The 23,867-nt window shown below is 70.2% G+C and carries 21 protein-coding genes; 6 read left to right on the top strand and 15 right to left on the bottom strand.

All coding sequences use genetic code 11. The annotated features are described in order from the left end of the window. Positions 1–106: 106 nt before the first annotated feature. The 4 genes from ACFXMG_RS08940 to ACFXMG_RS08925 form a co-directional block, all read right to left on the bottom strand. Positions 107–1,732, bottom strand: a complete 1,626-nt coding sequence (locus ACFXMG_RS08940) for a cytochrome bc complex cytochrome b subunit (protein ID WP_383823261.1) — start codon at positions 1,730–1,732, stop codon at positions 107–109. Further along, a complete protein-coding gene (locus ACFXMG_RS08935; RefSeq protein ID WP_383823258.1) occupies positions 1,729–2,781 on the bottom strand; it encodes a Rieske 2Fe-2S domain-containing protein in 1,053 nt (350 codons plus the stop codon). Before ACFXMG_RS08935 ends, ACFXMG_RS08940 begins: the two co-directional genes overlap by 4 nt. After that, complete coding sequence (locus ACFXMG_RS08930; RefSeq protein ID WP_383823255.1) at positions 2,778–3,587, bottom strand: c-type cytochrome; 810 nt, start codon at positions 3,585–3,587, stop codon at positions 2,778–2,780. Before ACFXMG_RS08930 ends, ACFXMG_RS08935 begins: the two co-directional genes overlap by 4 nt. A gap of 74 nt (positions 3,588–3,661) precedes the next feature. Continuing rightward, a complete protein-coding gene (locus ACFXMG_RS08925; RefSeq protein WP_189850239.1) occupies positions 3,662–4,282 on the bottom strand; it encodes a heme-copper oxidase subunit III in 621 nt (206 codons plus the stop codon). 202 nt (positions 4,283–4,484) lie between these two features. Here ACFXMG_RS08925 and ACFXMG_RS08920 point away from each other — a divergent pair, with 202 nt between their 5' ends. After that, positions 4,485–4,886: a hypothetical protein gene (locus tag ACFXMG_RS08920; RefSeq protein WP_383823253.1), complete on the top strand. Its 402-nt coding sequence runs from the start codon at positions 4,485–4,487 to the stop codon at positions 4,884–4,886. A gap of 29 nt (positions 4,887–4,915) precedes the next feature. On the opposite strand, the gene ACFXMG_RS08915 is transcribed toward ACFXMG_RS08920, so the two are convergent. From ACFXMG_RS08915 to coxB, 4 genes are all read right to left on the bottom strand, one after another. Continuing rightward, positions 4,916–6,169, bottom strand: coding sequence for an Ig-like domain-containing protein (locus ACFXMG_RS08915; protein WP_383823251.1), 1,254 nt, complete (start codon positions 6,167–6,169; stop codon positions 4,916–4,918). 112 nt (positions 6,170–6,281) lie between these two features. Further along, positions 6,282–6,680: a cytochrome c oxidase subunit 4 gene (locus ACFXMG_RS08910; RefSeq protein WP_383823248.1), complete on the bottom strand. Its 399-nt coding sequence runs from the start codon at positions 6,678–6,680 to the stop codon at positions 6,282–6,284. After that, complete coding sequence (gene ctaD, locus ACFXMG_RS08905) at positions 6,677–8,410, bottom strand: cytochrome c oxidase subunit I (RefSeq protein WP_189850243.1); 1,734 nt, start codon at positions 8,408–8,410, stop codon at positions 6,677–6,679. The genes ACFXMG_RS08910 and ctaD overlap by 4 nt, the downstream gene beginning before the upstream one ends. After that, positions 8,407–9,372, bottom strand: coding sequence for a cytochrome c oxidase subunit II (coxB, locus tag ACFXMG_RS08900; RefSeq protein WP_383823245.1), 966 nt, complete (start codon positions 9,370–9,372; stop codon positions 8,407–8,409). The genes ctaD and coxB overlap by 4 nt, the downstream gene beginning before the upstream one ends. 322 nt (positions 9,373–9,694) lie before the next feature. On the opposite strand from coxB, the gene ACFXMG_RS08895 reads away from it, so the two are divergent. Continuing rightward, positions 9,695–11,092 (top strand): cysteine desulfurase/sulfurtransferase TusA family protein, encoded by a 1,398-nt coding sequence (locus ACFXMG_RS08895; protein WP_383823243.1) that lies wholly within the window; start codon positions 9,695–9,697, stop codon positions 11,090–11,092. Positions 11,093–11,605: 513 nt separating this feature from the next. Here ACFXMG_RS08895 and ACFXMG_RS08890 read toward each other — a convergent pair. Next, complete coding sequence (locus ACFXMG_RS08890) at positions 11,606–12,580, bottom strand: carbohydrate kinase family protein (protein WP_383831024.1); 975 nt, start codon at positions 12,578–12,580, stop codon at positions 11,606–11,608. A gap of 145 nt (positions 12,581–12,725) precedes the next feature. On the opposite strand from ACFXMG_RS08890, the gene ACFXMG_RS08885 reads away from it, so the two are divergent. Both ACFXMG_RS08885 and ACFXMG_RS08880 read left to right on the top strand, forming a co-directional pair. Next, positions 12,726–12,932: a hypothetical protein gene (locus ACFXMG_RS08885; RefSeq protein WP_383831021.1), complete on the top strand. Its 207-nt coding sequence runs from the start codon at positions 12,726–12,728 to the stop codon at positions 12,930–12,932. Between the two features lie 66 nt (positions 12,933–12,998). Beyond that, positions 12,999–14,492, top strand: coding sequence for a hypothetical protein (locus ACFXMG_RS08880; protein ID WP_383831018.1), 1,494 nt, complete (start codon positions 12,999–13,001; stop codon positions 14,490–14,492). 86 nt (positions 14,493–14,578) lie between these two features. On the opposite strand, the gene erpA is transcribed toward ACFXMG_RS08880, so the two are convergent. After that, positions 14,579–14,935 (bottom strand): iron-sulfur cluster insertion protein ErpA, encoded by a 357-nt coding sequence (gene erpA, locus ACFXMG_RS08875; RefSeq protein WP_189850249.1) that lies wholly within the window; start codon positions 14,933–14,935, stop codon positions 14,579–14,581. 227 nt (positions 14,936–15,162) lie between these two features. Here erpA and nadA point away from each other — a divergent pair, with 227 nt between their 5' ends. Continuing rightward, positions 15,163–16,353, top strand: a complete 1,191-nt coding sequence (gene nadA / locus ACFXMG_RS08870) for a quinolinate synthase NadA (protein ID WP_383830778.1) — start codon at positions 15,163–15,165, stop codon at positions 16,351–16,353. Between the two features lie 81 nt (positions 16,354–16,434). Here the strand turns inward: nadA and ACFXMG_RS08865 are convergent, their stop codons facing one another. The 5 genes from ACFXMG_RS08865 to ACFXMG_RS08845 all read right to left on the bottom strand — a co-directional run bounded on the left by ACFXMG_RS08865 (position 16,435) and on the right by ACFXMG_RS08845 (position 22,948). Then, positions 16,435–19,554: an efflux RND transporter permease subunit gene (locus ACFXMG_RS08865; protein WP_383830781.1), complete on the bottom strand. Its 3,120-nt coding sequence runs from the start codon at positions 19,552–19,554 to the stop codon at positions 16,435–16,437. A 160-nt stretch (positions 19,555–19,714) separates the two neighbouring features. Continuing rightward, positions 19,715–20,404, bottom strand: coding sequence for a response regulator (locus tag ACFXMG_RS08860; RefSeq protein WP_384120174.1), 690 nt, complete (start codon positions 20,402–20,404; stop codon positions 19,715–19,717). After that, positions 20,401–21,615: a sensor histidine kinase gene (locus ACFXMG_RS08855; protein WP_384338761.1), complete on the bottom strand. Its 1,215-nt coding sequence runs from the start codon at positions 21,613–21,615 to the stop codon at positions 20,401–20,403. Before ACFXMG_RS08855 ends, ACFXMG_RS08860 begins: the two co-directional genes overlap by 4 nt. Positions 21,616–21,858: 243 nt before the next feature. Further along, positions 21,859–22,137 (bottom strand): hypothetical protein, encoded by a 279-nt coding sequence (locus tag ACFXMG_RS08850; protein ID WP_383830970.1) that lies wholly within the window; start codon positions 22,135–22,137, stop codon positions 21,859–21,861. Positions 22,138–22,150: 13 nt separating this feature from the next. Next, a complete protein-coding gene (locus ACFXMG_RS08845; protein WP_383830973.1) occupies positions 22,151–22,948 on the bottom strand; it encodes a PspA/IM30 family protein in 798 nt (265 codons plus the stop codon). Between the two features lie 280 nt (positions 22,949–23,228). On the opposite strand from ACFXMG_RS08845, the gene ACFXMG_RS08840 reads away from it, so the two are divergent. Beyond that, on the top strand, positions 23,229–23,831 hold the full coding sequence (locus tag ACFXMG_RS08840) for a DUF3043 domain-containing protein (RefSeq protein ID WP_383830976.1): 603 nt from the start codon (positions 23,229–23,231) through the stop codon (positions 23,829–23,831). The last annotated feature ends 36 nt before the right edge of the window (positions 23,832–23,867 follow it).

Below are 23,867 nucleotides of genomic sequence, written 5' to 3'. Positions count from 1 at the left end.
GGATACGGGGTCCAGCCTATCGAGCCGCCGGTACGGCAAAGAGCCCCGTCCATCGAATGGACGGGGCTCTCGCCGTGGCGACCTACATCAGGAGGTCAGGAGGGTCTCAGTGGTGGCCGTGGCCGCTCTGGATCTCCTTGTACTCCTCCAGGGTGGGCTTGGCGACCTGGTTGTCGTCGCCGAAGTAGCCCTTGTTGAGCTTGATCCGGAGCTTCTCCATCGCGCCGATCTTCCGCTCCACGCCGTTCTCGTCGACGGCCGGCGGCAGCGCCGCGGGCTCGTACTGCTCGTGCGCGGTGAGCTTGTACAGCTCGCCCTGGCTGAGCGGCTCGTGGACCTCGACGAACTCACCGTGCGGCAGGCGCTTGATGATGCCGGACTCCCGCCCGTGCAGCACCTTGTCCTTGTCCCGGCGCTGGAGGCCGAGGCAGATCCGCTTGGTGACGATGAACGCGATGACCGGGCCGACGAAGAAGAAGATCCGCACGAACCAGGTGATCGAGTTGATCGACAGGTGGAAGTGGGTGGCCCAGAGGTCGTTTCCACCACCGACGAGCATGATCATGTACGCGGTGATCCAGGCGACACCGAAGGCGGTGCGCGTCGGAGCGTTGCGCGGGCGCTGCGCGATGTGGTGCTCGCGCTTGTCGCCCGTGATCCAGGACTCGATGAAGGGGTAGACCGCGATGGCCGCCAGGACCGCCGGGAAGATCGCCAGCGGGATCATCACGCCGAGGACCAGCGTGTGGCCCCACAGGTTGATCTCCCAGCCCGGCATGACACGGATCAGACCCTCGGCGAAGCCCATGTACCAGTCGGGCTGGGCGCCGGTGGACACCATGTCGGGGCGGTACGGGCCGATGGCCCAGATCGGGTTGATCGAGGCGATCGCGCCGATCACGGCGATGACGCCGAAGACCAGGAAGAAGAAGCCTCCGGCCTTCGCCATGTACACCGGGAGCAGCGGCATGCCGACGACGTTCTTGTTCGTCCGGCCGGGGCCCTCGAAGTGCGTGTGCTTGTGGACGAACACCAGGATCAGGTGAGCGACCACCAGGCCCAGCATGATGCCGGGGAGCAGCAGCACGTGCGCCGAGTAGAACCGGGCCACGAAGTCGCCGCCGGGGAACTCGCCGCCGAAGAGGAACATCGACAGGTAGGTGCCGACGATCGGCACCGACAGGATCGCGCCCTGCATGAAGCGGACACCGGTGCCGGAGAGCAGGTCGTCCGGGAGCGAGTAGCCGGTGAAGCCGGTGAACATGCCCAGGAAGAACAGCAGGAAGCCGAACAGCCAGTTGATCTCACGCGGCTTGCGGAACGCGCCCGTGAAGAAGACGCGCATCATGTGCACGAACATGCCGGCGAGGAAGATCAGCGCCGCCCAGTGGTGGATCTGCCGGATCAGCAGACCACCGCGCACCTCGAACGAGATGTGCATGGTCGAGTTGAACGCCTCGGACATCAGCTGTCCCTGGAGCGGGACGTACGGACCGGCGTACTCCACCTCGTTCATCGACGGGTGGAAGAACATCGTCAGATAGACGCCCGTCAGGATGATGATGAGGAAGCTGTAGAGGCAGATCTCGCCCAGCATGAAGGACCAGTGGTCCGGGAAGATCTTCCGCATGTTGGCCTTGGCCAGCGTGTAGATCCCCAGGCGTCCGTCGGCCCAGTCGGCGACCCGCTCACCGGCGGGCGCCTTCTTCTGCGTGTTGGTCACAGTGCTCATCCGCGCTCCCAGAATGCGGGACCGACGGGCTCGTCGAAGTCGCCGTGCGCTTCGAGGAAGCCCTCGTCGTTCACGCCGATCCGCAGCTGCGGGAGGGCGTGACCGGCCGGGCCGAAGATGACTCGGGCGCCGTCGGACAGGTCGAAGGTGGACTGGTGGCACGGGCAGAGCACGTGGTGCGTCTGCTGCTCGTACAGCGAGATCGGGCAGCCGACGTGGGTGCAGATCTTCGAGAAGGCGACGATGCCCTCGTGCGACCACTCCAGCTCGCGCTTGTCCTTGATGTCCTCCGGCTGGATCCGGACGATCATCAGGGCGGCCTTGGCGATCTCGGTCTGGAAGTGGTGGTCGTGCTCCGAGAGGCCCTCGGGCATCGCGAAGGTCAGCGAACCGACGGCGACGTCCTCGGGACGCAGCGGCTCGTGCGTGTTCATGTTGATGAGCAGCTTGCCCTTGGCCCACAGGGTGGTCCGGAGCTTGCGCTCGGGCAGCGGGCCCATGTCACGCAGCAGCACGACGCCGGAGAGCGGCACCAGGGCCAGCGCGCCGAAGAGCGTGTTGCGGATGAGCTTGCGGCGGCCGAAGCCGGACTCGGCGGCACCGGCCGCGAAGTCCGCCATGACCTTCGCCTTGACCTCCGGCGTCGCGGCCATCGGGTGACGCTCGTCCGCGATCTCCACGTCGGACATCAGGGTGCGGGCCCAGTGGACCGCGCCCGCGCCGATGAAGAAGAGGGCGAGGCCGAGGGACCAGCCGAGCGCGAAGTTGAGCGCGGACACCCGGCCGAACGGCCAGATGTACACGATCTTGTCGACCGGGAAGATCACGTACGAGGCGATGAAGGCGACGGTGGCCAGCATCGACAGCACGAACATGAAGGCGACCGCGCGCTCGGACCGACGGGCGGCCCGCTCGTCGATGTCCTGGATGCGCGGCTTGTGGGGCGGGAGGCCCGGGTCGGCGAACGGGTTGTCCGCGACCTTCACCGCGCCGTGCGCGGTGTCCTGCCCTGCCGGCAGGTTCTCTTCTGGAATCTCTTGGGTACTCATGACTTCTTGGCCTTAGCGGTGTGGGCCGCGACCCAGATGGCAACTGCGATGAGTCCACCCAGACCGAAGATCCAGGCGAACAGACCCTCGGAGACGGGGCCGAGTCCACCGAGCGAGAGGCCGCCCGGGTTGTCGGTCTTGTCGCTGTTGACGGCCTGGACGTACGCGATGATGTCCCTCTTCTGCTGCTCCGGCATGGTGGTGTCCGGGAACGAGGGCATGTTCTGCGGGCCGGTCTGCATGGCCTCGTAGAGGTGCTTCGGGCTCACGCCTTCGAGGTTCGGGGCGTACTTGCCGTGCGTCAGCGCGCCGCCCTCACCGGTGAAGTTGTGGCACTGCGCGCAGTTGTTGCGGAACAGCTCGCCACCGCGGGCCGAGTTGGCGCCGGCGGGGTCGTACTGGCCTTCCTTCGGCGTGATCGGGCCGGCACCGAGAGAGGCGACGTACGCCGCGAGCTGATCGATCTCAGCCTGCGAGTAGATGACCTTCTTCTTCGGGACCTGGGCGCCCGGCTGCTGGGCCGGCATACGGCCGGTGCCGACCTGGAAGTCCACGGAGGCGGAGCCCACGCCGACGAGGGACGGGCCGTCAGTGGTGCCCTGACCGCCGGTTCCGTGGCAGCTGGCGCAGCCGACGGAGTAGAGCTTCTTGCCCTCCTCGATGGCGAGGGACTGGGCGGTTTCATCGGCCTTCGCCGTGCCCGCGGGCGCGAACGCGGCGTACAGCCCCCCCGTGGCCGCCAGCGCGAGAAGTAGGACGACGACCGCCGCCAGCGGATGGCGTCGTCGTGCGGAGAGCTTTTTCACGGATTACCCCGGTGTCAGGATCTTCTGCGTCGATGCTTGCTGGATGTCGGTCCGCCGCGACGGGCGGTGACCGACTACTTGATCATGTAGATCGTGGCGAAGAGGCCGATCCAGACGACATCGACGAAGTGCCAGTAGTAGGACACGACGATGGCGGCGGTTGCCTGCTCGTGAGTGAACCTCTTGGCGGCGTACGTCCGGCCGAGGACCAGCAGGAAGGCGATGAGACCGCCTGTCACGTGCAGGCCGTGGAAGCCGGTGGTCAGGTAGAACACCGTGCCGTACGGGTCGGACGAGAGCGAGAGGCCCTCGTGCTTGACCAGCTCGGTGTACTCCAGGACCTGGCCGCCGACGAAGATCGCACCCATCACGAACGTGATGATGAACCACGTCCTGAGCTTCTTCACGTCACCGCGCTCGGCGGCGAAGACGCCGAGCTGGCAGGTGAGGGAGGAGAGCACCAGGATCGTGGTGTTGGTCGCCGAGAACGGGAAGTTCAAGGCGTCTGCCTTTTCCGTCCAGAACTCGGGACCGGTCACCGATCGCAGGGTGAAGTACATCGCGAAGAGGGCCGCGAAGAACATCAGCTCGGAACTCAGCCAGATGATGGTTCCGACGCTGGTGAGGTTCGGTCGATTGACCGACGGGTGCGCGTGCCCGGTATCTACTGTCGTTACTGTCGCCACGACCGACATTATGTCGGTCGCTTATCCCGCCCTCACTCCGGGGGGTGCCGTTCGGAGTGTCAGAGGGGTGTGTCCAGCCCGAACGGCCCATCCGGAGGCCCTCCCGGCACCCTTCGAACAGGTGTTGAACGGGTGTTGACGGGGTGTGGACCGGAGTAGGCTCCCGCGCACCGGTCGAGGACGACCGGCCCGCCTTCCGGACGGAGGAACGATGCAGTCGAGTGCCACGGTCCTGGTCTACAGCGACGACGCGAACACCCGGGAGCAGGTCCGGCTCGCCGCCGGGCGGCGGCCCGCGGCCGATGTGCCCCCCGTGGAGTTCGTGGAGTGCGCGACGCTCCCTGCCCTGCTGAAGCGGCTGGACGAGGGCGGGATCGACGTCTGCGTGCTGGACGGCGAGGCCGTCCCGGCGGGCGGCATGGGGGTCTGCCGGCAGATCAAGGACGAGGTCTTCCGGTGCCCTCCGGTGCTGCTGCTCATCGGCCGTCCGCAGGACGCCTGGCTGGCCACCTGGAGCCGCGCGGACGCCGCGCTCACCCTTCCGGTGGAACCGGTCGACTTCGCGGCGTCCCTCGCCACCCTCCTCCGCACCCGCCTCGCGATCGGCGCCTGAGGCACCTGCCCGGCGAGTGAGTCGAGCCTCTAAAGAGACGGCCTGAGGCGGGCCTTGGTGACCTCGGTGGCCGAGGGGTCGCCCTTCTCGGCCACCAGGGCACTGCCTCGGCGCCACTTGTCCCAGGAGAGGTTCCAGTCGCCGAAGCCGTTGCCGAAGGGGTCCATCATCTCGCCGTAGCTGTTGACGGTCTTGACGATGTCGCCGGGGCGGACGGTCTCGTAGAACCAGGCCGCGTTGCCGGTGGACATGCCCACGCAGCCGTGGCTGACGTTGGCGACGCCCTGGGAGCCGACGGACCAGGGGGCGGCGTGCACGTACTCGCCGCTCCAGGTGACCCGGGTGGCGTAGTACACCGGCAGGTCGTACGACTCCGAGCTGCCCTCGGCGATGCCGATGCTGGTGCCGCGCATCCGGACGTAGTACTCCTTGCCGAGCACCACTTTGATCCCGTTACGGGTGGAGAAGCCCGGTTTCCCGGTGGTCACCGGAATGGTGTTGATCACTTCTCCGTTGCGCCGCACCGTCATCTGGTGCGAGCCGGCGTCGGCGAGGGCCTCGATCCGGTCGCCGATCTTCAGCTGGAGCGGCTTGGACGCGCCGCCGTAGAGCTTGTCGCCGACCCGGAGGCCGTCGAGCCTGGCGGTGACGGAGACGAGCGTGCCGGCCGGCCAGTACTCCTTGGGCCGGAAGTGCAGCTTCTTGTCGTCGACCCAGTACCAGGAGCCCTCGACGGCGGGCGTGGAGCGGACCTTGAGAGCCCGTTCGACGACGGCGCGCGCGGCCCGGTCCTTGACGGGCAGGGTGAGCTCCGCCGTGATCGGCTGCCCGACGCCGTAGGTGCCCGCCTCCGGCCCGAAGGTGACGGTCAGCGCCCTTTTGGCCGGAGCCGTCTCGAAGGTGTACGTACGGGCGCCTGGGGCCCCGTCCGCGTCCTCCGTGGCCACTCTGACGGTGTAGCGGGTCCCGGCGGCCAGGGAGCCCGTGGAGCGCCACGTACGCCCGTCCGCGGTCAGCTCGCCCGCCAGGTGGCGGCCGGCCGCGTCGGTGGCGGTGACGTCGCTGATCCGGCCCTCCTCGCCGGTGGAGGTGATCTCCAGCGGCTTCTCGGGGTCCAGTCGGGTACCGTCCGCCGCCGCGAAGGCGATCTGGTCGGCGGCGTCGTACGGGCTCGCCGACAGCGGGTGCCCGTCGGAGCCCGCGCACGCCGTCGCGCCGGCGGTGACGGTGAGGGCCAGGAGGGTGCAGCTCAGAACAGTCCGAATGCGCGGCGTGTCGTTCATGACCTCACGCTAAGGACTGTTCCCCGCGCGGGCGCGCCGAGCGCGGCAAAAGAGGGGCCCGGCCGCTTCGCGTACGAAGTGACCGGGCCCCTCGGGGTGTTACGGGGTCCTGCTACTGGTTCTGGTTCTCACCGCGGTAGAACTCGAAGACCCAGCCCCAGATGCCGACGAGGATCAGCGGGGCGGAGAAGTACATGATCCACCAGCCCATGGCGACCGAGAGGAACGCGAGCGCTCCACCGATGGCCAGCGACAGCGGCTGCCAGCTGTGGGGGGCGAAGAAGCCCACCTCGCCGGCCTCGTCCGCGACGTCGGCCTCCTTGTCGTCCTGCGCCATCGCGTCGACCCGCTTGGCCGTGAAGGCCAGGTAGTAGCCGATCATGATGGACAGGCCGAAGGCCAGGAAGAGCGCCGTCGTGCCGACCGGCTCCTTGCTCCAGACGCCGTACAGGACCGCCATGGCAAGGATGAAGACGCTCAGCCAGATGAACATCTTGCCCTGGATCTTCACTTGCCGGCCTCCTTGCTGCCCGTGAGGGCCGCGGCCTCGTGCGGCTTGTTCTCCAGCTGGTCGACAGCCGCGATCTCAGGGTGGTGCAGGTCGAACGCGGGCGATTCCGAACGGATCCGCGGCAGCGTGAGGAAGTTGTGCCGCGGCGGCGGGCAGGACGTCGCCCACTCGAGCGAGCGGCCGTAGCCCCACGGGTCGTCGACCTCGACCTTCTTGCCGTACTTGGCGGTCTTCCACACGTTGTAGAAGAACGGCAGCATCGACAGGCCGAGCAGGAACGACGAGATCGTCGAGATCGTGTTCAGCGCGGTGAAGCCGTCGGCGTCCAGGTAGTCCGCGTAACGACGCGGCATGCCCTCGGCGCCCAGCCAGTGCTGCACCAGGAAGGTGCCGTGGAAGCCGATGAACAGCGTCCAGAAGGTCATCTTGCCGAGGCGCTCGTCCAGCATCTTGCCGGTGAACTTCGGCCACCAGAAGTGGAAGCCGGCGAACATCGCGAAGACGACGGTGCCGAAGACGACGTAGTGGAAGTGCGCCACCACGAAGTACGAGTCCGAGACGTGGAAGTCCATCGGCGGCGAGGCCAGGATGACGCCGGTCAGACCACCGAAGGTGAAGGTGATCAGGAAGCCGATCGTCCAGAGCATCGGTGTCTCGAAGGACAACGAGCCCTTCCACATCGTGCCGATCCAGTTGAAGAACTTCACGCCGGTCGGTACGGCGATGAGGAACGTCATGAAGGAGAAGAACGGCAGGAGCACGCCGCCGGTGACGTACATGTGGTGGGCCCACACGGTCACGGACAGACCGGCGATCGCGATGGTCGCGGCCACCAGACCGATGTAGCCGAACATCGGCTTACGGCTGAAGACCGGGATGACCTCGGAGACGATGCCGAAGAACGGCAGGGCGATGATGTACACCTCTGGGTGTCCGAAGAACCAGAAGAGGTGCTGCCAGAGCAGTGCTCCGCCGTTGGCCGCGTCGAAGACGTGGGCACCGAACTTGCGGTCCGCCTCCAGGGCGAACAGCGCGGCCGCCAGGACCGGGAAGGCGAGCAGGACCAGGACACCGGTCAGCAGCACGTTCCAGGTGAAGATCGGCATGCGGAACATCGTCATGCCCGGAGCGCGCATGCAGATGATCGTGGTGATGAAGTTGACCGAACCGAGGATCGTGCCGAAGCCGGAGAAGGCCAGACCCATGATCCACATGTCGGCGCCGACACCCGGCGAGCGGACCGCGTCCGACAGCGGGGAGTAGGCGAACCAGCCGAAGTCGGCCGCACCCTGCGGGGTGAGGAAGCCGGCCACCGCCATGATCGAGCCGAAGAGGTACAGCCAGTAGGCGAACATGTTCAGCCGCGGGAACGCCACGTCGGGCGCGCCGATCTGGAGCGGCATGATCCAGTTCGCGAAACCGGCGAACAGCGGCGTCGCGAACATCAGCAGCATGATCGTGCCGTGCATCGTGAACGCCTGGTTGAACTGCTCGTTCGACATGATCTGCGTGCCCGGACGGGCCAGCTCGGCGCGCATGAAGAGCGCCATCAGGCCGCCGATGATGAAGAACACGAACGACGTGACCAGGTACATCGTACCGATGGTCTTGTGGTCGGTGGTGGTCAGCCACTTCACCACCACATTGCCGGGCTGCTTACGGCGGACGGGAACCTCGTTCTCGTACGAGTCCTCAGCCGCGGCACCCTTGGTTTCGTTGGGGATGCTCACAGTTGGTTCTTCTCCGCGTTCCTGGCCGGGTCCGTCTGCTCGATGCCGGACGGGATGTAGCCGGTCTGACCCTTCTCGGCCAGCTCCTTCAGGTGCGCCTGGTAGCGCTCCGGGGAGACCACCTTGACGTTGAAGAGCATCCGGGAGTGGTCGACACCGCACAGCTCGGCGCACTTGCCGAGGAAGGTGCCCTCACGGGTCGGGGTCACCTCGAAGACGTTGGTGTGACCCGGGATGACGTCCTGCTTGAAGAGGAACGGCACGACCCAGAAGGAGTGGATGACGTCACGCGAGGTGAGGACGAACCGGACCTTCTCGCCCTTGGGCAGCCACAGGGTCGGGCCCGGGTTGCCGGTCTGCGGGTTGCGGTCGCCGGGGATGCCGGCGGCGAAGACGCCGCCCGCGTTCTCCGGGAACTGCTTGATGAACTTGTCCGGAATGGACGCGAGGTTCTTGTCCGTCTTGGCGTCGCCCTCGACACCCGGCACGTCCTCGATGTAGTTGAAGCCCCAGCTCCACTGGTAGCCGACCACGTTGATCGTGTGGGCCGGCTTGTCCGAGAGGGCCAGGAGCTTCGACTCGTCGCGCGCGGTGAAGTAGAAGAGCACCGAGACGATGATGAGGGGGGTGACCGTGTACAGCGCCTCGATGGGCATGTTGTAGCGGGTCTGCGGAGGTACCTCGACCTTGGTCCGGCTGCGCCGGTGGAAGATGACCGACCACAGGATGAGGCCCCACACCAGGATGCCGGTGAGGAGCGCGGCGGCCCAGGACCCCTGCCACAGGGAGAGGATCCGAGGCGCCTCTTCCGTGACGGGGGTGGGCATGCCAAGGCGGGGGAAGTCTTCCCAGTTGTACGAGCAGCCGGTGGCTGTCGCCAGGATCAGGCCCGCAGTCAGCACCTGCGGCAGCTTCCGCCGCATCGGGCGCCGCGACGAGCGGTCGGAGCCGTTGGGACTCACGTAGCGCCTTCCCGAGAGTCTCGGCCCGCGTTGGTCGGCCACGGCCGTCCGTCTCGCTGGTCGGTCGCCGCCCCGGCCGCGGGCAGGGGTTTGGATGTTTATGCGGACCAAACCCTACTGGACGCTATTTGGGGTCGCGCGGGGAGGGTGCCCAACGCGCCGTCCGAGTCCCCGAAGGGGTGGACCCGGGGGTTCCGGAGAGGGGGCGGAAGCGCCCGTTCGGGGGTCTGGTCGCGGCTGGGGGCGCACTCCTGACGAGTCCTCACCCGTGCCGGGCCGCGGCCGGCCGGGGCTCGTCGGCGGCAGGCTCTACCGTGGGCGGATGCCGTACTTCGACACCGCGTCCGCCGCTCCCCTGCACCCCGTCGCCCGTCAGGCGCTGCTCGCCGCCCTCGACGAGGGGTGGGCCGACCCCGCCCGGCTCTACCGGGAGGGGCGGCGGGCCCGGCTGCTGCTCGACGCGGCGCGGGAGGCCGCGGCGGAGGCGGTGGGCTGTCGCCCCGACGAACTCGTCTTCACCCCTTCGGGGACGCGCGCGGTGCACTCGGGCGTGTCGGGGGCGCTCGCGGGGCGCCGGCGGGTGGGCGCCCGGCTCGTGGTCTCGGCCGTCGAGCACTCGTCGGTGCTGCACGCGGGCGAGGCGCACGCGGCGGCGGGCGGGGTGGTGACGGAGGTTCCGGTCGGCCGGAGCGGCGCGGTGGACCCGGAGGTCTTCGCGGCGGAGCTCGGTCTCGGTCACGGGGAAGGGGTCGGGCTGGCCTGTCTCCAGTCGGCCAACCACGAGGTGGGCACGGAGCAGCCGGTGGCCGAGGTCGCGGCGGCGTGCCGGGAGGCCGGGGTGCCGCTGCTGGTGGACGCGGCGCAGTCGCTGGGCTGGGGGCCGGTGCCGGAGGGCTGGTCGCTGCTGACGGCGAGCGCGCACAAGTGGGGCGGGCCGGCGGGGGTGGGGCTGCTGGCCGTGCGGAAGGGGGTGCGGTTCGCGCCCCAAGGCCCGTCCGACGAAAGGGAGTCGGGGCGGGCGCCCGGCTTCGAGAACCTGCCCGCGATCGTCGCGGCGGCGGCCTCGCTGCGGGCGGTACGGGCCGAGGCGGCGGCGGAGGGCGCGCGGCTGCGGGCGCTGGTGGACCGGATCCGGGCGCGGGTGCCGGAGCTGGTGCCGGACGTGGAGGTCGTGGGCGATCCGGTGCGGCGCCTCCCCCATCTCGTCACCTTCTCCTGTCTGTACGTCGACGGGGAGACGCTGCTGTCGGAGCTGGATCGGGAGGGTTTCTCCGTTTCGTCCGGTTCGTCGTGTACGAGCTCGACGCTGACGCCCAGCCATGTGCTGCGCGCGATGGGCGTACTGAGCGAGGGCAACGTCCGGGTCTCGCTTCCGGGAGGAACCACGGAGGAGGACGTGGACCGCTTCCTCGCGGTGCTGCCGGGGGTGGTGGCGTCGGTACGGGAGCGGTTGGGCGGCGCGGGCGGCGTGGTGGCGGCGGGCGTCGCCGGGCGCGATGTGGTGGTGGACGCGCGGGGGAAGCGGTGTCCGATCCCGGTGATCGAGCTGGCGAAGGTGATCGGGGGGGTACCGGTGGGGGGGACGGTGACGGTGCTGTCGGACGATGCGGCTGCGCGGTTGGACATCCCCGCGTGGTGCGAGATGCGGCACCAGCACTACGAAGGCGAGTCCCCCGCCCCCCAGGGCGGCACGGCCTACGTAGTCCGCCGCACCTCGTAACTACCGCGCCCGCACGGCTAGCGCGGCGCCCACCTCGGCGCCCGGGCCCGCGCGGCCGCACCGTTGCGACCGGCCGCACCGCCGCCCCGTTGCGGCCAGCCGCGCCGCCAGGGCGGTGCCCACCCCCGCGCCCGGGCCCGCGCGGCCGCCGCCGTTTCGCTGCGGGCAGCCGCGCCGCCGCTCCGTTGTGGGCATACGTTCCGCTGGTGCGGTGCCCACCCCCGCGCCTGGACCCGCCGCCGCCGTTTCGTTGTGGGCAATCGTTCCGCTGGGGCGGAACGGGTGGGCACAACGGAACGGCACCCTTCGCGGGTGCCTCCGCACCGGTGCCTGGACCCGCACCCGTACCGCTCCGTGCATCGGGTGCGGGTTCAGGCGCGGAAAGCCTAGGCCCGGCAAGGGGCGCCGTCCCGTGTGCCCACCCGTCCCGCCCCTAGCGGGACGCATGCCCACACGGAGGTGCAGCGAAGGGCGCGGGCCCATACGGGCCCGGCGGGGCGGGGTCGCGCGGGGTCAGGGGAGGTGGGACTGGACTTCGGTGGCGGGTTCCTGGCCGTATGCCTTGGTGAAGCGGTCCATGAAGTTGGTGCGGCGGAGGGTGTACTCCTGCGTGCCGAGGGTCTCGATGACCAGCGTCGCCAGCATGCAGCCCACCTGCGCCGCCCGCTCCAGGCCGACGCCCCACGACAGGCCCGTCAGGAAGCCCGCGCGGAAGGCGTCGCCGACGCCGGTGGGGTCGACCTTCGCCTCCTCCTCCGGGCACCCGACCTCGATCGCCGACTCGCCCACCCGCTCGATGCGCACGCCGCGCGAGCCGAGCGTGGTGACGCGGTGGCCGACGCGGGACAGGATCTCCTCGTCGGTCCAGCCGGTCTTCGCCTCGATGAGGCCCTTCTCGTACTCGTTGGAGAAGAGATAGGTCGCGCCGTCGAGCAGCGTACGGATCTCCTCGCCGTCCATCCGCGCGATCTGCTGCGAGAAGTCCGCCGCGAACGGGATGGACCGGGCCTTGCACTCCTCGGTGTGCCGCAGCATCGCCTCGGGGTCGTCCGCGCCGATGAGGACGAGGTCGAGCCCGCCCACCCGGTCGGCGACGGCCTTGAGCTCGATGAGGCGCGCCTCGCTCATGGCACCGGTGTAGAAGGACCCGATCTGGTTGTGGTCCTTGTCCGTCGTGCAGACGAAGCGCGCGGTGTGCAGCACCTCGGAGATGCGGACCGAGCCGGTGTCGACGCCGTGGCGGTCGAGCCAGGCGCGGTACTCGTCGAAGTCGGAGCCGGCCGCGCCGACGAGGATCGGGTTCCCCCCGAGCTGCCCCATGCCGAAGCAGATGTTGGGGCCGACCCCGCCGCGGCGGACGTCGAGGTTGTCGACGAGGAAGGAGAGGGACACCGTGTGGAGCTGGTCGGCCACGAGCTGGTCGGCGAACCGGCCGGGGAAGGTCATGAGGTGGTCGGTGGCGATGGAGCCGGTGACTGCGATACGCACGGCTGGGCGCTCCTGCGGAATCAAGGATGGGAGACGGGCGGGGACGACGATTCACGCTACCCGGTGCGGGGCGCGCTGCCGAACAGTGGAAACTACCTCAGAGTAGGGCTTTTCCGGGGAGGCGGGTGGTGCATACGGTGCGCCCATGACCACGTACACCGCTTCTCGAGAGCGACACGAGTCCGAACTGAGCCTCGCCGAGCTGCGCGGCGCCAGTGCCCGGATGGTCCCGCACTGGGTGACGCCCGCCGATCCGGCGCCCGCCCCGGTCTCCCCCGCCTCGATCCACGGGGTGGTCGTACCGGACGCGTCGGCGCGGCTGATCGCCGCCACCGCCGAGTACGGCGGCTGACGGACGGAACCGTCCGCGCCCCCGCCCCGTCCCACCGGTGTCCGAACGACACGAGGGAGCGTTGCGGTGAGCGGTACGGAGAGCGGACGCGGGCGGCGGACCGCGCTCGTCGCCACGGTGGCGGCGGGTGTGCTGCTGGCCGGTGGCGGTGGGCTGTATCTGACCGCCTCGGGTGACGACGGGGGCGGTGAGGACGGTACGGCGTCCCGGGCCGCGGGTGCGCCCGCGCCACCGCCCCTGCGGCTCGGGGGCGGGAGCGGTGGTACGGGCCCGGGCGCGGGGATCGCGCCGGGCGAACCGGACCCGGGCGGCGGCCCGAACGGGACGGTCTACAGAGCCGAGGGCCCACTCCCCCAAGGGCCCTCGTCGGCCGCGGTCCACCGGCCGGAGGGCCTGGTCACCTCGGAAGAGGTGGCCAGGCTGGCCGGGGTCCTCGGGATCGAGGGGCGCCCGGCGCTGGTCGGGGACGTGTGGACGATCCGGCCGGAGAAGGACGGTCAGGGGCCGCGCCTGGACGTGTCGCGGCAGGCTCCGGGGAACTGGACGTACTCCTGGTACGACGGCGGTCCGGCCGGCGACACCTGTCTGAAGGGCCGGGCGTGCCCGCCTCCGGGTGAGGCGAAGCCGCCGGCCAAGGGCTCCCCGGTGAGCGAGGCGGCGGCGAAGGCGGCGGCCGCGCCGGTGCTGAAGGTCCTGGGGCAGGACGACGCCAAGGTGTCGGCGACGCAGGTGATGAACGGCTCGGTGCGGGTGGTGAACGCCGATCCGGTGATCGGCGGGCTGCCCACGTACGGCTGGTCGACGGGGCTGCACATCGGCCCGGACGGGCGGCCGGTCGCGGGCAGCGGGACGCTCAAGGAGCCGGCGAAGGACGAGACGTACCCGGTGGTGTCCGCGGAGCGGGCGCTGGCGCGGCTGAACGAGGAGTCCCAGGGGACCGGCCCGATCGGGATCGGCGGCTGCGCCACGGCCCCGCCGGCCGGGGAGCCGCAGGCGCCCGGCGAGCCGCAGGCCCCAGGCGAGCCCGGGAAGGACGCGCCCTGCCAGACGATCGTGGACATGGCGGCGCCGGACGAGGTGCCGGTGACCGGCGCGGTGCTCGGCCTGGCGGCGACGGACACGGCGGACGGGCGGGCGCTCGTACCGGCGTGGCTGTTCACGGCGGATCCGGCGGACGCGGCGCCGTACACGGTGACCTCGACGGCGGTGGAGCCGAAGTACCTGGTGCCGCCGGCGAAGCCGTCCCCGGAGCCCACGCCGAGCGTGCCGGAGCCCTCCGAGGGGACGGAGCCGGTGCGGCGGATCGAGTCCTTCACCGTGCGGGACGACGGGCGGACGCTGGCACTGACGTTCTGGGGCGGGGTGTGCAGCACCTATACGGCGCACGCCGCCGAGGACCCGCGGCAGGTGCGGGTGCGGATCGACGAGAAGCAGCAGGACCCGGGGCGGGCCTGCATCCTGGTCGCCAAGGAGATCACCGTGGAGGTGACCCTGGAGGCGCCGCTGGGCGACCGGCCGGTGGTGGACGCGGCGAGCAACGAGGCCCTGCCCCGGCGCTAGCCAGATGGCCTGGACGGAGAAAGGGCGGTGGCCCGGGAGGTCGGTCTCCCGGGCCACCGCCCTTCGGTCGTCGCTTGCGCGACGGCCTAGCTGAACGAGTCGCCGCAGGCGCAGGAGCCGGTGGCGTTCGGGTTGTCGATCGTGAAGCCCTGCTTCTCGATGGTGTCGACGAAGTCGATGGAGGCGCCGCCCAGGTACGGGGCGCTCATGCGGTCGGTGACGACCTTGACGCCGTCGAAGTCCTTGACGACGTCGCCGTCGAGCGAACGCTCGTCGAAGAACAGCTGGTAGCGCAGGCCGGAGCAGCCGCCGGGCTGGACGGCGACGCGCAGCGCCAGGTCGTCACGGCCTTCCTGCTCCAGCAGAGCCTTGACCTTCGCCGCGGCGGCGTCGGTGACGATGATGCCGTCGGTGACGGTGCCGGTCTCGTCCGATACGGACATCTACATCTCTCCCGGGTTGTACGGAGACTGCTTGCCGACGGTTGCAACCGACGGTGCCCCGGATTCATTCCGGGTCGAGCGGGATTTCCCTCCTTCATGCTCGCACACCCTGTCCAGAGACGCGGAGGGCGAATTCGTCACATCGACACTATGGCCATCGTCAGGATGACGTGAAGGGGTTATGATAGATAGCGTCATTTAGACGAAAAGGCTTCCCCGAAGAAAGGGTGCGTGACGTGACCACCGCCCAGACCCCCCTGGACGTCCAGCCGACGCCGCTCGCCCTGCTGCTGCTCGGCCGCGAGGCCGACCCCAAGAGCGAGCGCGGCGTGGAGTGTCCCGGCGATCTGCCGTCTCCCTCCGACCCCGACCTGGTGGAGCGTGCCCGCGCGGCCAAGGAGAAGCTCGGGGACAAGGTCTTCGTCCTCGGCCACCACTACCAGCGTGACGAGGTCATCCAGTTCGCCGACGTCACCGGCGACTCCTTCAAGCTCGCGCGGGACGCCGCCGCCAAGCCGGAGGCCGAGTACATCGTCTTCTGCGGCGTGCACTTCATGGCCGAGTCCGCCGACATCCTCACCGGCGACGAGCAGAAGGTCGTCCTGCCGGACCTCGCGGCCGGCTGCTCGATGGCCGACATGGCCACCGCCGAGCAGGTCGCCGAGTGCTGGGACGTGCTGACCGAGGCCGGGATCGCCGACCAGGTGGTGCCCGTCTCGTACATGAACTCCTCGGCCGACATCAAGGCGTTCACCGGCAAGCACGGGGGCACGATCTGCACCTCGTCCAACGCCGAGCGGGCCCTGAACTGGGCCTTCGAGCAGGGCGAGAAGGTGCTCTTCCTGCCCGACCAGCACCTGGGCCGCAACACCGCCGTCCGCGACATGGGCATGTCCCTGGACGACTGCGTGCTCTACAACCCGCACAAGCCGAACGGCGGGCTCACCGTCGAGCAGCTGCGCGCCGCCAAGATGATCCTGTGGCGGGGTCACTGCTCGGTGCACGGCCGCTTCTCGCTGGAGTCGGTCGAGGACGTGCGCGCCCGGATCCCCGGCGTGAACGTGCTGGTCCACCCGGAGTGCAAGCACGAGGTCGTCGCCGCCGCGGACCACGTGGGCTCGACCGAGTACATCATCAACACCCTGGAGGCGGCCCCGGCCGGCTCGAAGTGGGCCATCGGCACGGAGCTGAACCTGGTCCGCCGTCTGGCGAACCGTTACGCCGACCAGGACAAGGAGATCGTCTTCCTCGACAAGACGGTCTGCTTCTGCTCGACCATGAACCGGATCGACCTGCCGCACCTGGTGTGGACGCTGGAGTCGCTGGCCGAGGGCAACCTCGTCAACCAGATCCAGGTCGACAAGGAGACGGAGAGCTTCGCGAAGCTCGCGCTGGAGCGGATGCTCGCTCTGCCGTAGCGGTTCTCCGTATCGGTTCTCCGGTACGTACGCCGAAGGGGCGCCCCCACGGGTTCGTGGGGGCGCCCCTTCGTCTGGTGCCTAGGCGTTCGCCGGTTCCTTCGCCTGCGGCGGGACCTGGGCGTCGCCCTCCTGGGACGCCTTCTTCGCCGCCTTCTTCTTCGCGCGGCGCTCCTTGCGGAGTTCGACCATCGCGTAGAGCGTCGGGACGAGGAGGAGGGTCAGCAGGGTCGAGCTGATCAGGCCGCCGATCACGACCACGGCGAGCGGCTGGGCGATGAAGCCGCCCTCGCCGGTGATGCCGAGGGCCATCGGCAGCAGGGCGAAGATCGTCGCCAGGGCCGTCATCAGGATCGGGCGGAGCCGGTGACGGCCGCCCTCGACGACCGCCTCGACGACGCCGTAGCCCTGCGCCCGGTACTGGTTGATCAGGTCGATCAGGACGATCGCGTTGGTCACGACGATGCCGATGAGCATCAGCATGCCGATCATCGCCGGGACGCCCATCGCGGTGCCGGTGGCGACCAGCAGGCCGATCGCGCCGGTGGCCGCGAACGGGATGGAGACCAGCAGGATCAGCGGCTGGATCAGCGACCGGAAGGTCGCGACCAGCAGCATGAAGACGATCGCGACGGCCGCGAGCATCGCCAGGAACAGGTTGAGGAACGCCTCGTTCTGGTCCTCGGAGACGCCGCCGATGGAGGCCGAGGCGCCCTCCGGCAGGTCCAGGGCGCTGATCTTCGACTGGAGCGCGGTGCCGATGGCACCGGTGTTGTCCGTGGTCGGCTTGGCCGTGATCGTCGCCGCGCGGGCGCCGTCGATCCGGGTCATGGAGACCGGGCCGGGGACCAGCTCGACGGTGGCGATGTCACCGAGCTTCACCGGGCCGAGGGGCAGCGCCTTCAGCTCGGCGAGGGTGGTGGCCGGGGCGGCCGAGGTGATGAGGACGTCCCGCTCGGTGTCGTCGAGGGTGGCCCGGCCGGCCGGGGTGCCGCGGACGGCCTGGGCGACGACCATGCCGAGGGTGGCGTCGTCGAAGCCGGCGTCGGCCGCCTTCGCGTTCGCCCGCACGGAGATCCGCGGGACCGACTGGGAGAGGTCGCTCTGGACGTCGGTGACGTCCTCCAGCTCCGCGACGGCCTTCTGGACCTGCTCGGACGCCTTCTGGAGCAGCTCCCGGTCGCCGGCCTTCACCACGACGCTCAGGTCCTGGCTCGCGAAGCCGTCGCCGGCCGCGATCGAGGTGTCGCCGATGCCGTCGAGCCTGCCGAGCGCCGACTCGATGGCGTCCCGGGTCTTCTCGTACGAGGCGGACTCCTCCAGGGTCACCTGGAAGGACGCCTGGTTGGCGCCGGTGCCGCCGCCGAAGGCCGCCATGAAGCCGGAGGAGCCGACGGTGACCTGGTAGTTCTTGACGCCGTCGGTGTCCGCGAGGACCTTCTCGATCTTCTTCGCGGCCTCGTCGGAGGCGTCCAGGGCGGTGCCGGGGGCCAGCTTCTGCTTGACCGTCAGGACCGGCTGGTCGCCCTGGTCGAAGAAGTTGGTCTTCATCAGCGGCGCCATGCCGAAGGTGACGACCAGCACGACGAGCGCGATCGCGACGCTGGTGAGACGGCGGCGGGTGGCGAACCGCAGCACCGGCACGTACGCGCGCTGGAGGCGGCTCTTCGCCTCCTTCTCCTCGGCGAGCCTGCGGGCCTCGTCCGGGTCCTCGGAGGTGCCCTTCGGGGCGCGGAGGAACCAGTACGAGAGCACCGGGACGACCGTCAGCGACACCAGCAGCGAGGCCAGCAGGGCGGCCGTCACGGTGAGGCTGAAGGAGCCGAACAGCTCGCCGACCATGCCGCCGACCAGGCCGATCGGCAGGAAGACGGCGACGGTCGTCAGGGTGGACGAGGTGACCGCGCCGGCCACCTCCTTCACGGCCGTGATGATCGCGGACTGGCGGTCCTCGCCGTAGCCGAGGTGCCGCTTGATGTTCTCCAGGACCACGATCGAGTCGTCGACGACCCGGCCGATCGCGATGGTGAGCGCGCCGAGCGTCAGCACGTTGAGCGAGAGGTCGCGGGTCCACAGCACGATCAGGGCGAGGACGACCGAGAGCGGGATGGAGACCGCGGTGACCAGCGTCGAGCGGATCGAGGCGAGGAAGACCAGGATCACCAGGACGGCCATGACGAGGCCGAGGGCGCCCTCGGTGGTGAGGCCGGAGATCGACTTGGCGACGGCCGGGCCCTGGTCGGAGACGACGGTCAGCTCGGCGCCCGCGCCCAGCTGCTCGCGCAGCCCGGGCAGCTTGTCCTCGACGGCCTCGGAGATGGCGACGGCACTGCCGTCCTTGTCCATGGTCGCCATGACGGCGAGGCTGGGCTTGCCGTCGGTGCGGGTCAGCGAGACCCGGGTGGACTCCTCCTGCTTCACGGTGGCGACGTCGGCGAGCCGGACCGCCTTGCCCTTGGCGGGCTTGATGCGCAGGTCCTGGATCTGCTGGAGCGAGGTGAAGCCGCCGCCGACCTGGACGGTGCGGCTCTTGCCCGCCTCGGAGAAGGAGCCGGCGGGCACGGTGGCGCCGCCGCCCTGGAGGGCCTGGGCGAGGTTCATGGAGGTCAGTCCGGCCGCGGCGAGCTTGCGCTCGTCGGGGGTGACGGAGACCTGGAGGTCCTGGACGCCGTCGATGCTGACCTGGCCGACGCCGTCGATGTCCTCCAGGGCGGGGACGACGGTCCGCTCCAGCTGGTCGGCGAGGGCCTGCTGGTCCCGGTCGGAGGTGGCGGCGAGGACGATGGTCGGGATGTCGTCGGTGGAGCCGGCCACGACCTGCGGGTCGACCGACTCCGGCAGCATCGCCCGCGCGCGGTTGACGGCCTGCTGGACGTCGGCGACGAGCTGCTTGGTGGACTCGTCCCCGTAGTCGAAGGAGGCCATGATGACGGCGCTGCCCTCGGAGGCGGTGGAGGTGATGCCCTTGATGCCGTCGACGGCCTTGAGGTTGTTCTCCAGCGGCTCGACGACCTGCTTCTCGACCACGTCGGGAGAGGCGCCCTGGTACGGGGCGATGATCGAGACCATCGGGAGCTCGATCGACGGGAACAGCTGCTGCTTCAGCTGCGGTATCGCGATCAGTCCGAAGACGATGGCGATGATGGACATCAGCCCGATCAGGGCCCGTTGCGCGAGGCTGAATCTGGACAGCCAGGACATGGGGTCTCTCTTCTGTGGCGTACTCGTCGGCAGGCGGCGGGCAGCCAGGAGCGCCCCCCAGGCGAACAAGCATCCGGCATCCGCGGCGCGAAGTCCTCGGCCCCCGGGCTCGTTTCCCGGCCGGGCGCGTACCGCGTCTGGAGTACGCCCGCGGGCGGGGTCACTCCACCCTCGGGCGTACCAGTCCCGTCTCGTACGCGGTGACCACCAGCTGGGCGCGGTCGCGGGCGCCGAGCTTGGCCATGGTGCGGTTGACGTGGGTCTTCACGGTGAGCGGGCTGACGTCGAGCCGGTCGGCGATCTCGTCGTTGGAGAGGCCGCCGCCGACGAGGACGAGGACCTCGCGCTCCCGGGCGGTGAGCGCGGCGAGCCGTCCGGCGTCGACCCTGGCGCCGGCGCCGACCGGGTCGGCGGCGGCGCTCTGGGCGAGGAAGGTGGCGATCAGGCCCTTGGTGGCGGCCGGGGAGAGCAGTGCCTCGCCGGCGTGCGCGATCCGGATCGCGCCAAGCAGCTCCTCCGGTTCGGCGCCCTTGCCGAGGAAGCCGGAGGCGCCGGCGCGCAGCGACTCGACCACGTACTCGTCGATCTCGAAGGTGGTGAGCATGACGATCCGGACCTCGGAGAGCTCGGGGTCGGCGGTGATCGCGCGGGTGGCGGCGAGGCCGTCGGTGCCGGGCATCCGGATGTCCATGAGGACGACGTCGGGCCGTTCGGAGCGGGCGAGGGCGGCGGCCTGGGCGCCGTCGGCGGCCTCCCCGACGACCTCCATGTCGGGCTCGGAGTCGACCAGCACCCGGAAGGCGCTGCGCAGCAGGGCCTGGTCGTCGGCGAGCAGCACCCGGATCGTCATCTGTCGTCCTCCCCCGCCTCCCGGGCCGTCCCGGGCGTCAGCGGCAGTATCGCCTGCACTCGGAAGCCACCGCCGTAGCGGGGTGCGGCGGTGAGCGCGCCGCCGAGGGCGGTGACCCGCTCGCGCATGCCGAGCAGGCCGTGCCCGCCGGAGGGCTCCGGGGCGGGTCCGGCGGGCGGGGCGCCGTCGTCGAGGACGGTGATCTCGACCGTACGGCCCACGAGGACGACGCTCACCTCGGCGCGGGCGTCCGGCCCGGCGTGCTTGCGGACGTTGGTCAGGGCCTCCTGGACGATCCGGTACGCGGCGAGGTCGACGGCCGCCGGGAGGGGGCGGCCGCCGTCGGCGTGGGCCAGCGAGACGGGCAGTCCGGCCTTGCGGAAGCTGTCGAGGAGCCCGTCGAGGACAGCGAGGCCGGGGGCGGGCTCGGTGGGGGCCTCGGGGTCGCCGGACTGGCGGAGCAGGCCGACGGTGGCGCGGAGCTCGTCGAGGGCGGAGCGGCTGGCCTCGCGGACGTGGGCGAGGGCCTCCTTGGCCTGGTCGGGGCGCTTGTCCATGACGTGGGAGGCGACCCCGGCCTGCACGTTGACCAGGGCGATGTGGTGGGCGACGACGTCGTGGAGGTCGCGGGCGATCCGCAGCCGCTCCTCGGCGACGCGGCGGCGGGCCTCCTCCTCGCGGGTCCGTTCGGCGCGTTCGGCGCGTTCCCGGATGGCGTCGACGAAGGCGCGGCGGCTGCGGACGGCGTCGCCCGCGGCGGCCGCCATGCCGGTCCAGGCGAAGACCCCGAGGTTCTCCTGGGCGTACCAGGGGGTGGGGCCGAAGGCCATGGCGGCGACGGCGAGCGCGGTCATGGTGGCGAGGCCGACGCGCCAGGTGGTGGGGCGGTCGGTGCGGGAGGCGACGGTGTAGAGGGCGACGACGGCGCTGATGGTGACGGGCGCGGGGCGGGTCTCGCCGAGCAGCTCGACGAGGCTGAGGGCGCCGGTGAAGGCGAGGACCGCGAAGGGCCTGCGGCGGCGGAGGATGAGGGCCACGGCGGCGGCGGTCATCATCAGGACGCCGAGGGGGGTGGGGGCGCGGTCGCCGAAGGTGGGGCCGGTGGAGCTGCCGTGGGGGTCGGTGAAGGAGGCGGCGATCATCGCGAGGAGGACGGCGGCGGCGAGGAGGGTGTCGGAGGCGAGGGGGTGGTCGCGGAAGCGGGCGCACAGGCGGGCGGCGAGGCGGGGGGGGGGGGCGGGTCCTGTGCGGGTCACGCCGGAAACGGTACGGCGTGCTGGCGGCCCGGGAAACGGGCGCCGTCCTGCGGGGAGGGGCGGGTGCGGAGGCGCCCGCAGAGGGCGCCGTTCCGGTGTGCCCACCCGTTCCGCCCCAGCGGAACGATTGCCCACACCGGGTGGGGGTGGGGGTGGGGGCGGGTACGGGGGCGGGCGGGTACCGGGGTGGCGGGGGCGTCAGCCGGGGATCAGGCCGTTGTTGGAGAGCATTTGCTGGACTTCGTCCAGGGTTGCCTCGGGGGACGGGAGGATGAGTTCCGAGGGTTCCAGGGAGTCGTCCGGGAGCTGTGTGCCCAGGCGGCGGACGGCGTCGAGGAGGGCGCTCAGGGTGCGCCGGAAGCCCTCCTCGTCGCCCGACTCCATCTCGGCGAGCAGTTCGTCGTCGAGCTTGTTCAGCTCGGCGAAGTGGCTGTCGGCCAGCTCGCGCTGGCCCTCCCCCATGATCCGTACGATCATGACGCCGTCCTTGCTACTGCTTGTCGAAGCGGGGGTGGGACTGCTGCTGGTTCTGCTGCGGGGTGCCCGCGGCGCCGCCCTCGATGGCCTGCTGCTGGGCCGAGGGGCCCCCGGCCAGCTCGGCCTTCATGCGCTGGAGCTCCAGCTCGACGTCGGTGCCGCCGGAGAGGCGGTCCAGCTCGGCCTGGATGTCGTCCTTGGCGAGGCCCGACTGGTCGTCGAGCGCGCCGGAGGCGAGGAGTTCGTCGATGGCGCCGGCCCGCGCCTGGAGCTGGGCGGTCTTGTCCTCGGCCCGCTGGATGGCGAGGCCGACGTCGCTCATCTCCTCGGAGATGCCGGAGAAGGACTCGGCGATCCGGGTCTGGGCCTGGGCGGCCGTGTAGGTGGCCTTGATGGTCTCCTTCTTCGTGCGGAAGGCGTCGACCTTGGCCTGGAGCCGCTGCGCGGCGAGGGTCAGCTTCTCCTCCTCGCCCTGGAGCGTCTGGTGCTGCACCTCCAGGTCGCTGACCTGCTGCTGGAGCGCGGCGCGGCGGGACAGCGCCTCGCGCGCCAGGTCCTCGCGGCCGAGCGCCAGCGCCTTGCGGCCCTGGTCCTCCAGCTTGGAGGACTGGCCCTGCAACTGGTTCAGCTGGAGTTCGAGCCGCTTGCGGGAGGTGGCGACGTCGGCGACGCCCCTGCGCACCTTCTGCAACAGCTCCAGCTGCTTCTGATACGAGTAATCGAGGGTCTCGCGCGGGTCCTCGGCCCGGTCAAGGGCCTTGTTCGCCTTCGCGCGGAAGATCATCCCCATACGCTTCATGACACCGCTCATGGGCTTCGCGCGCCCCCTTCTGACGGACTTGGCACCAGCTCTTCGTCAGGATCCACAGTACGGTCCCTGCATCCATTACCGCACTGTTCGGAGCCGGATGCGCTCCTCCCCAAGGACGAGTGGCACCTCTTCCTCCTCCGGCGGGAGGAGTAGACGGATCTCCGGGAGACCCCTGGCACCGCGCGTCCTGGTGTGCGTACCGGCTACGACGCCGGCTGTGAGCGGATCGTTCCCTCCCGGACTGGGGTTCCATGCCCGCCACCCCGTACCCTTGGGTTTTGTGTTCCGTAGCCGTTCGAAGGATGAGAAGGCCCCCACCGACAAGGTGACGGCGGACCTCTCCAAGCAGCCCCGCGACCCTGAGGCCCCCAAGGGCCGCCCGACCCCGAAGCGGAGTGAGGCCCAGACCCAGCGTCGTCGTGCGCAGACCGTCCCGCTCGACCGCAAGGAGGCCAGCAAGCGCCAGCGTGAGGCGCGGCGGGCCGACCTGACGCGTCAGCGCGAGGCGCTGAACAGTGGTGACGAGCGTTATCTGCCGGCCCGTGACAAGGGTCCGGTGCGCCGTTTCGTGCGCGATTTCGTCGACTCGCGGTTCGCGATCGCCGAGTTCTTCCTGCCGATGGCCGTGGTCATCCTCGTGCTCTCGCTCTTCGGCAACACGAACCGTTCGCTCCAGAACATCTCGCTGCTGCTCTGGCTCGGCGTGATCATCCTGATCATCCTGGACTCGATCGGCATCTGGATCCGTCTGAAGAAGCAGCTCAACGCGCGCTTCCCCGACACGCCGAAGCGCGGCGCGATCGCGTACGGCCTGATGCGAACGCTCCAGATGCGCCGTCTGCGGCTTCCGAAGCCGCAGGTCAAGCGCGGAGAGCGGCCCTGAGCGCGGACAGCTCGGTCTCCGGCGGTCATGCCTTCG

The sequence above is a fragment of the Streptomyces sp. NPDC059201 genome, assembly GCF_042754585.1.
Taxonomy (GTDB): Bacteria; Actinomycetota; Actinomycetes; order Streptomycetales; family Streptomycetaceae; genus Streptomyces.
This window is presented reverse-complemented; position numbering and strand designations above follow the sequence as displayed.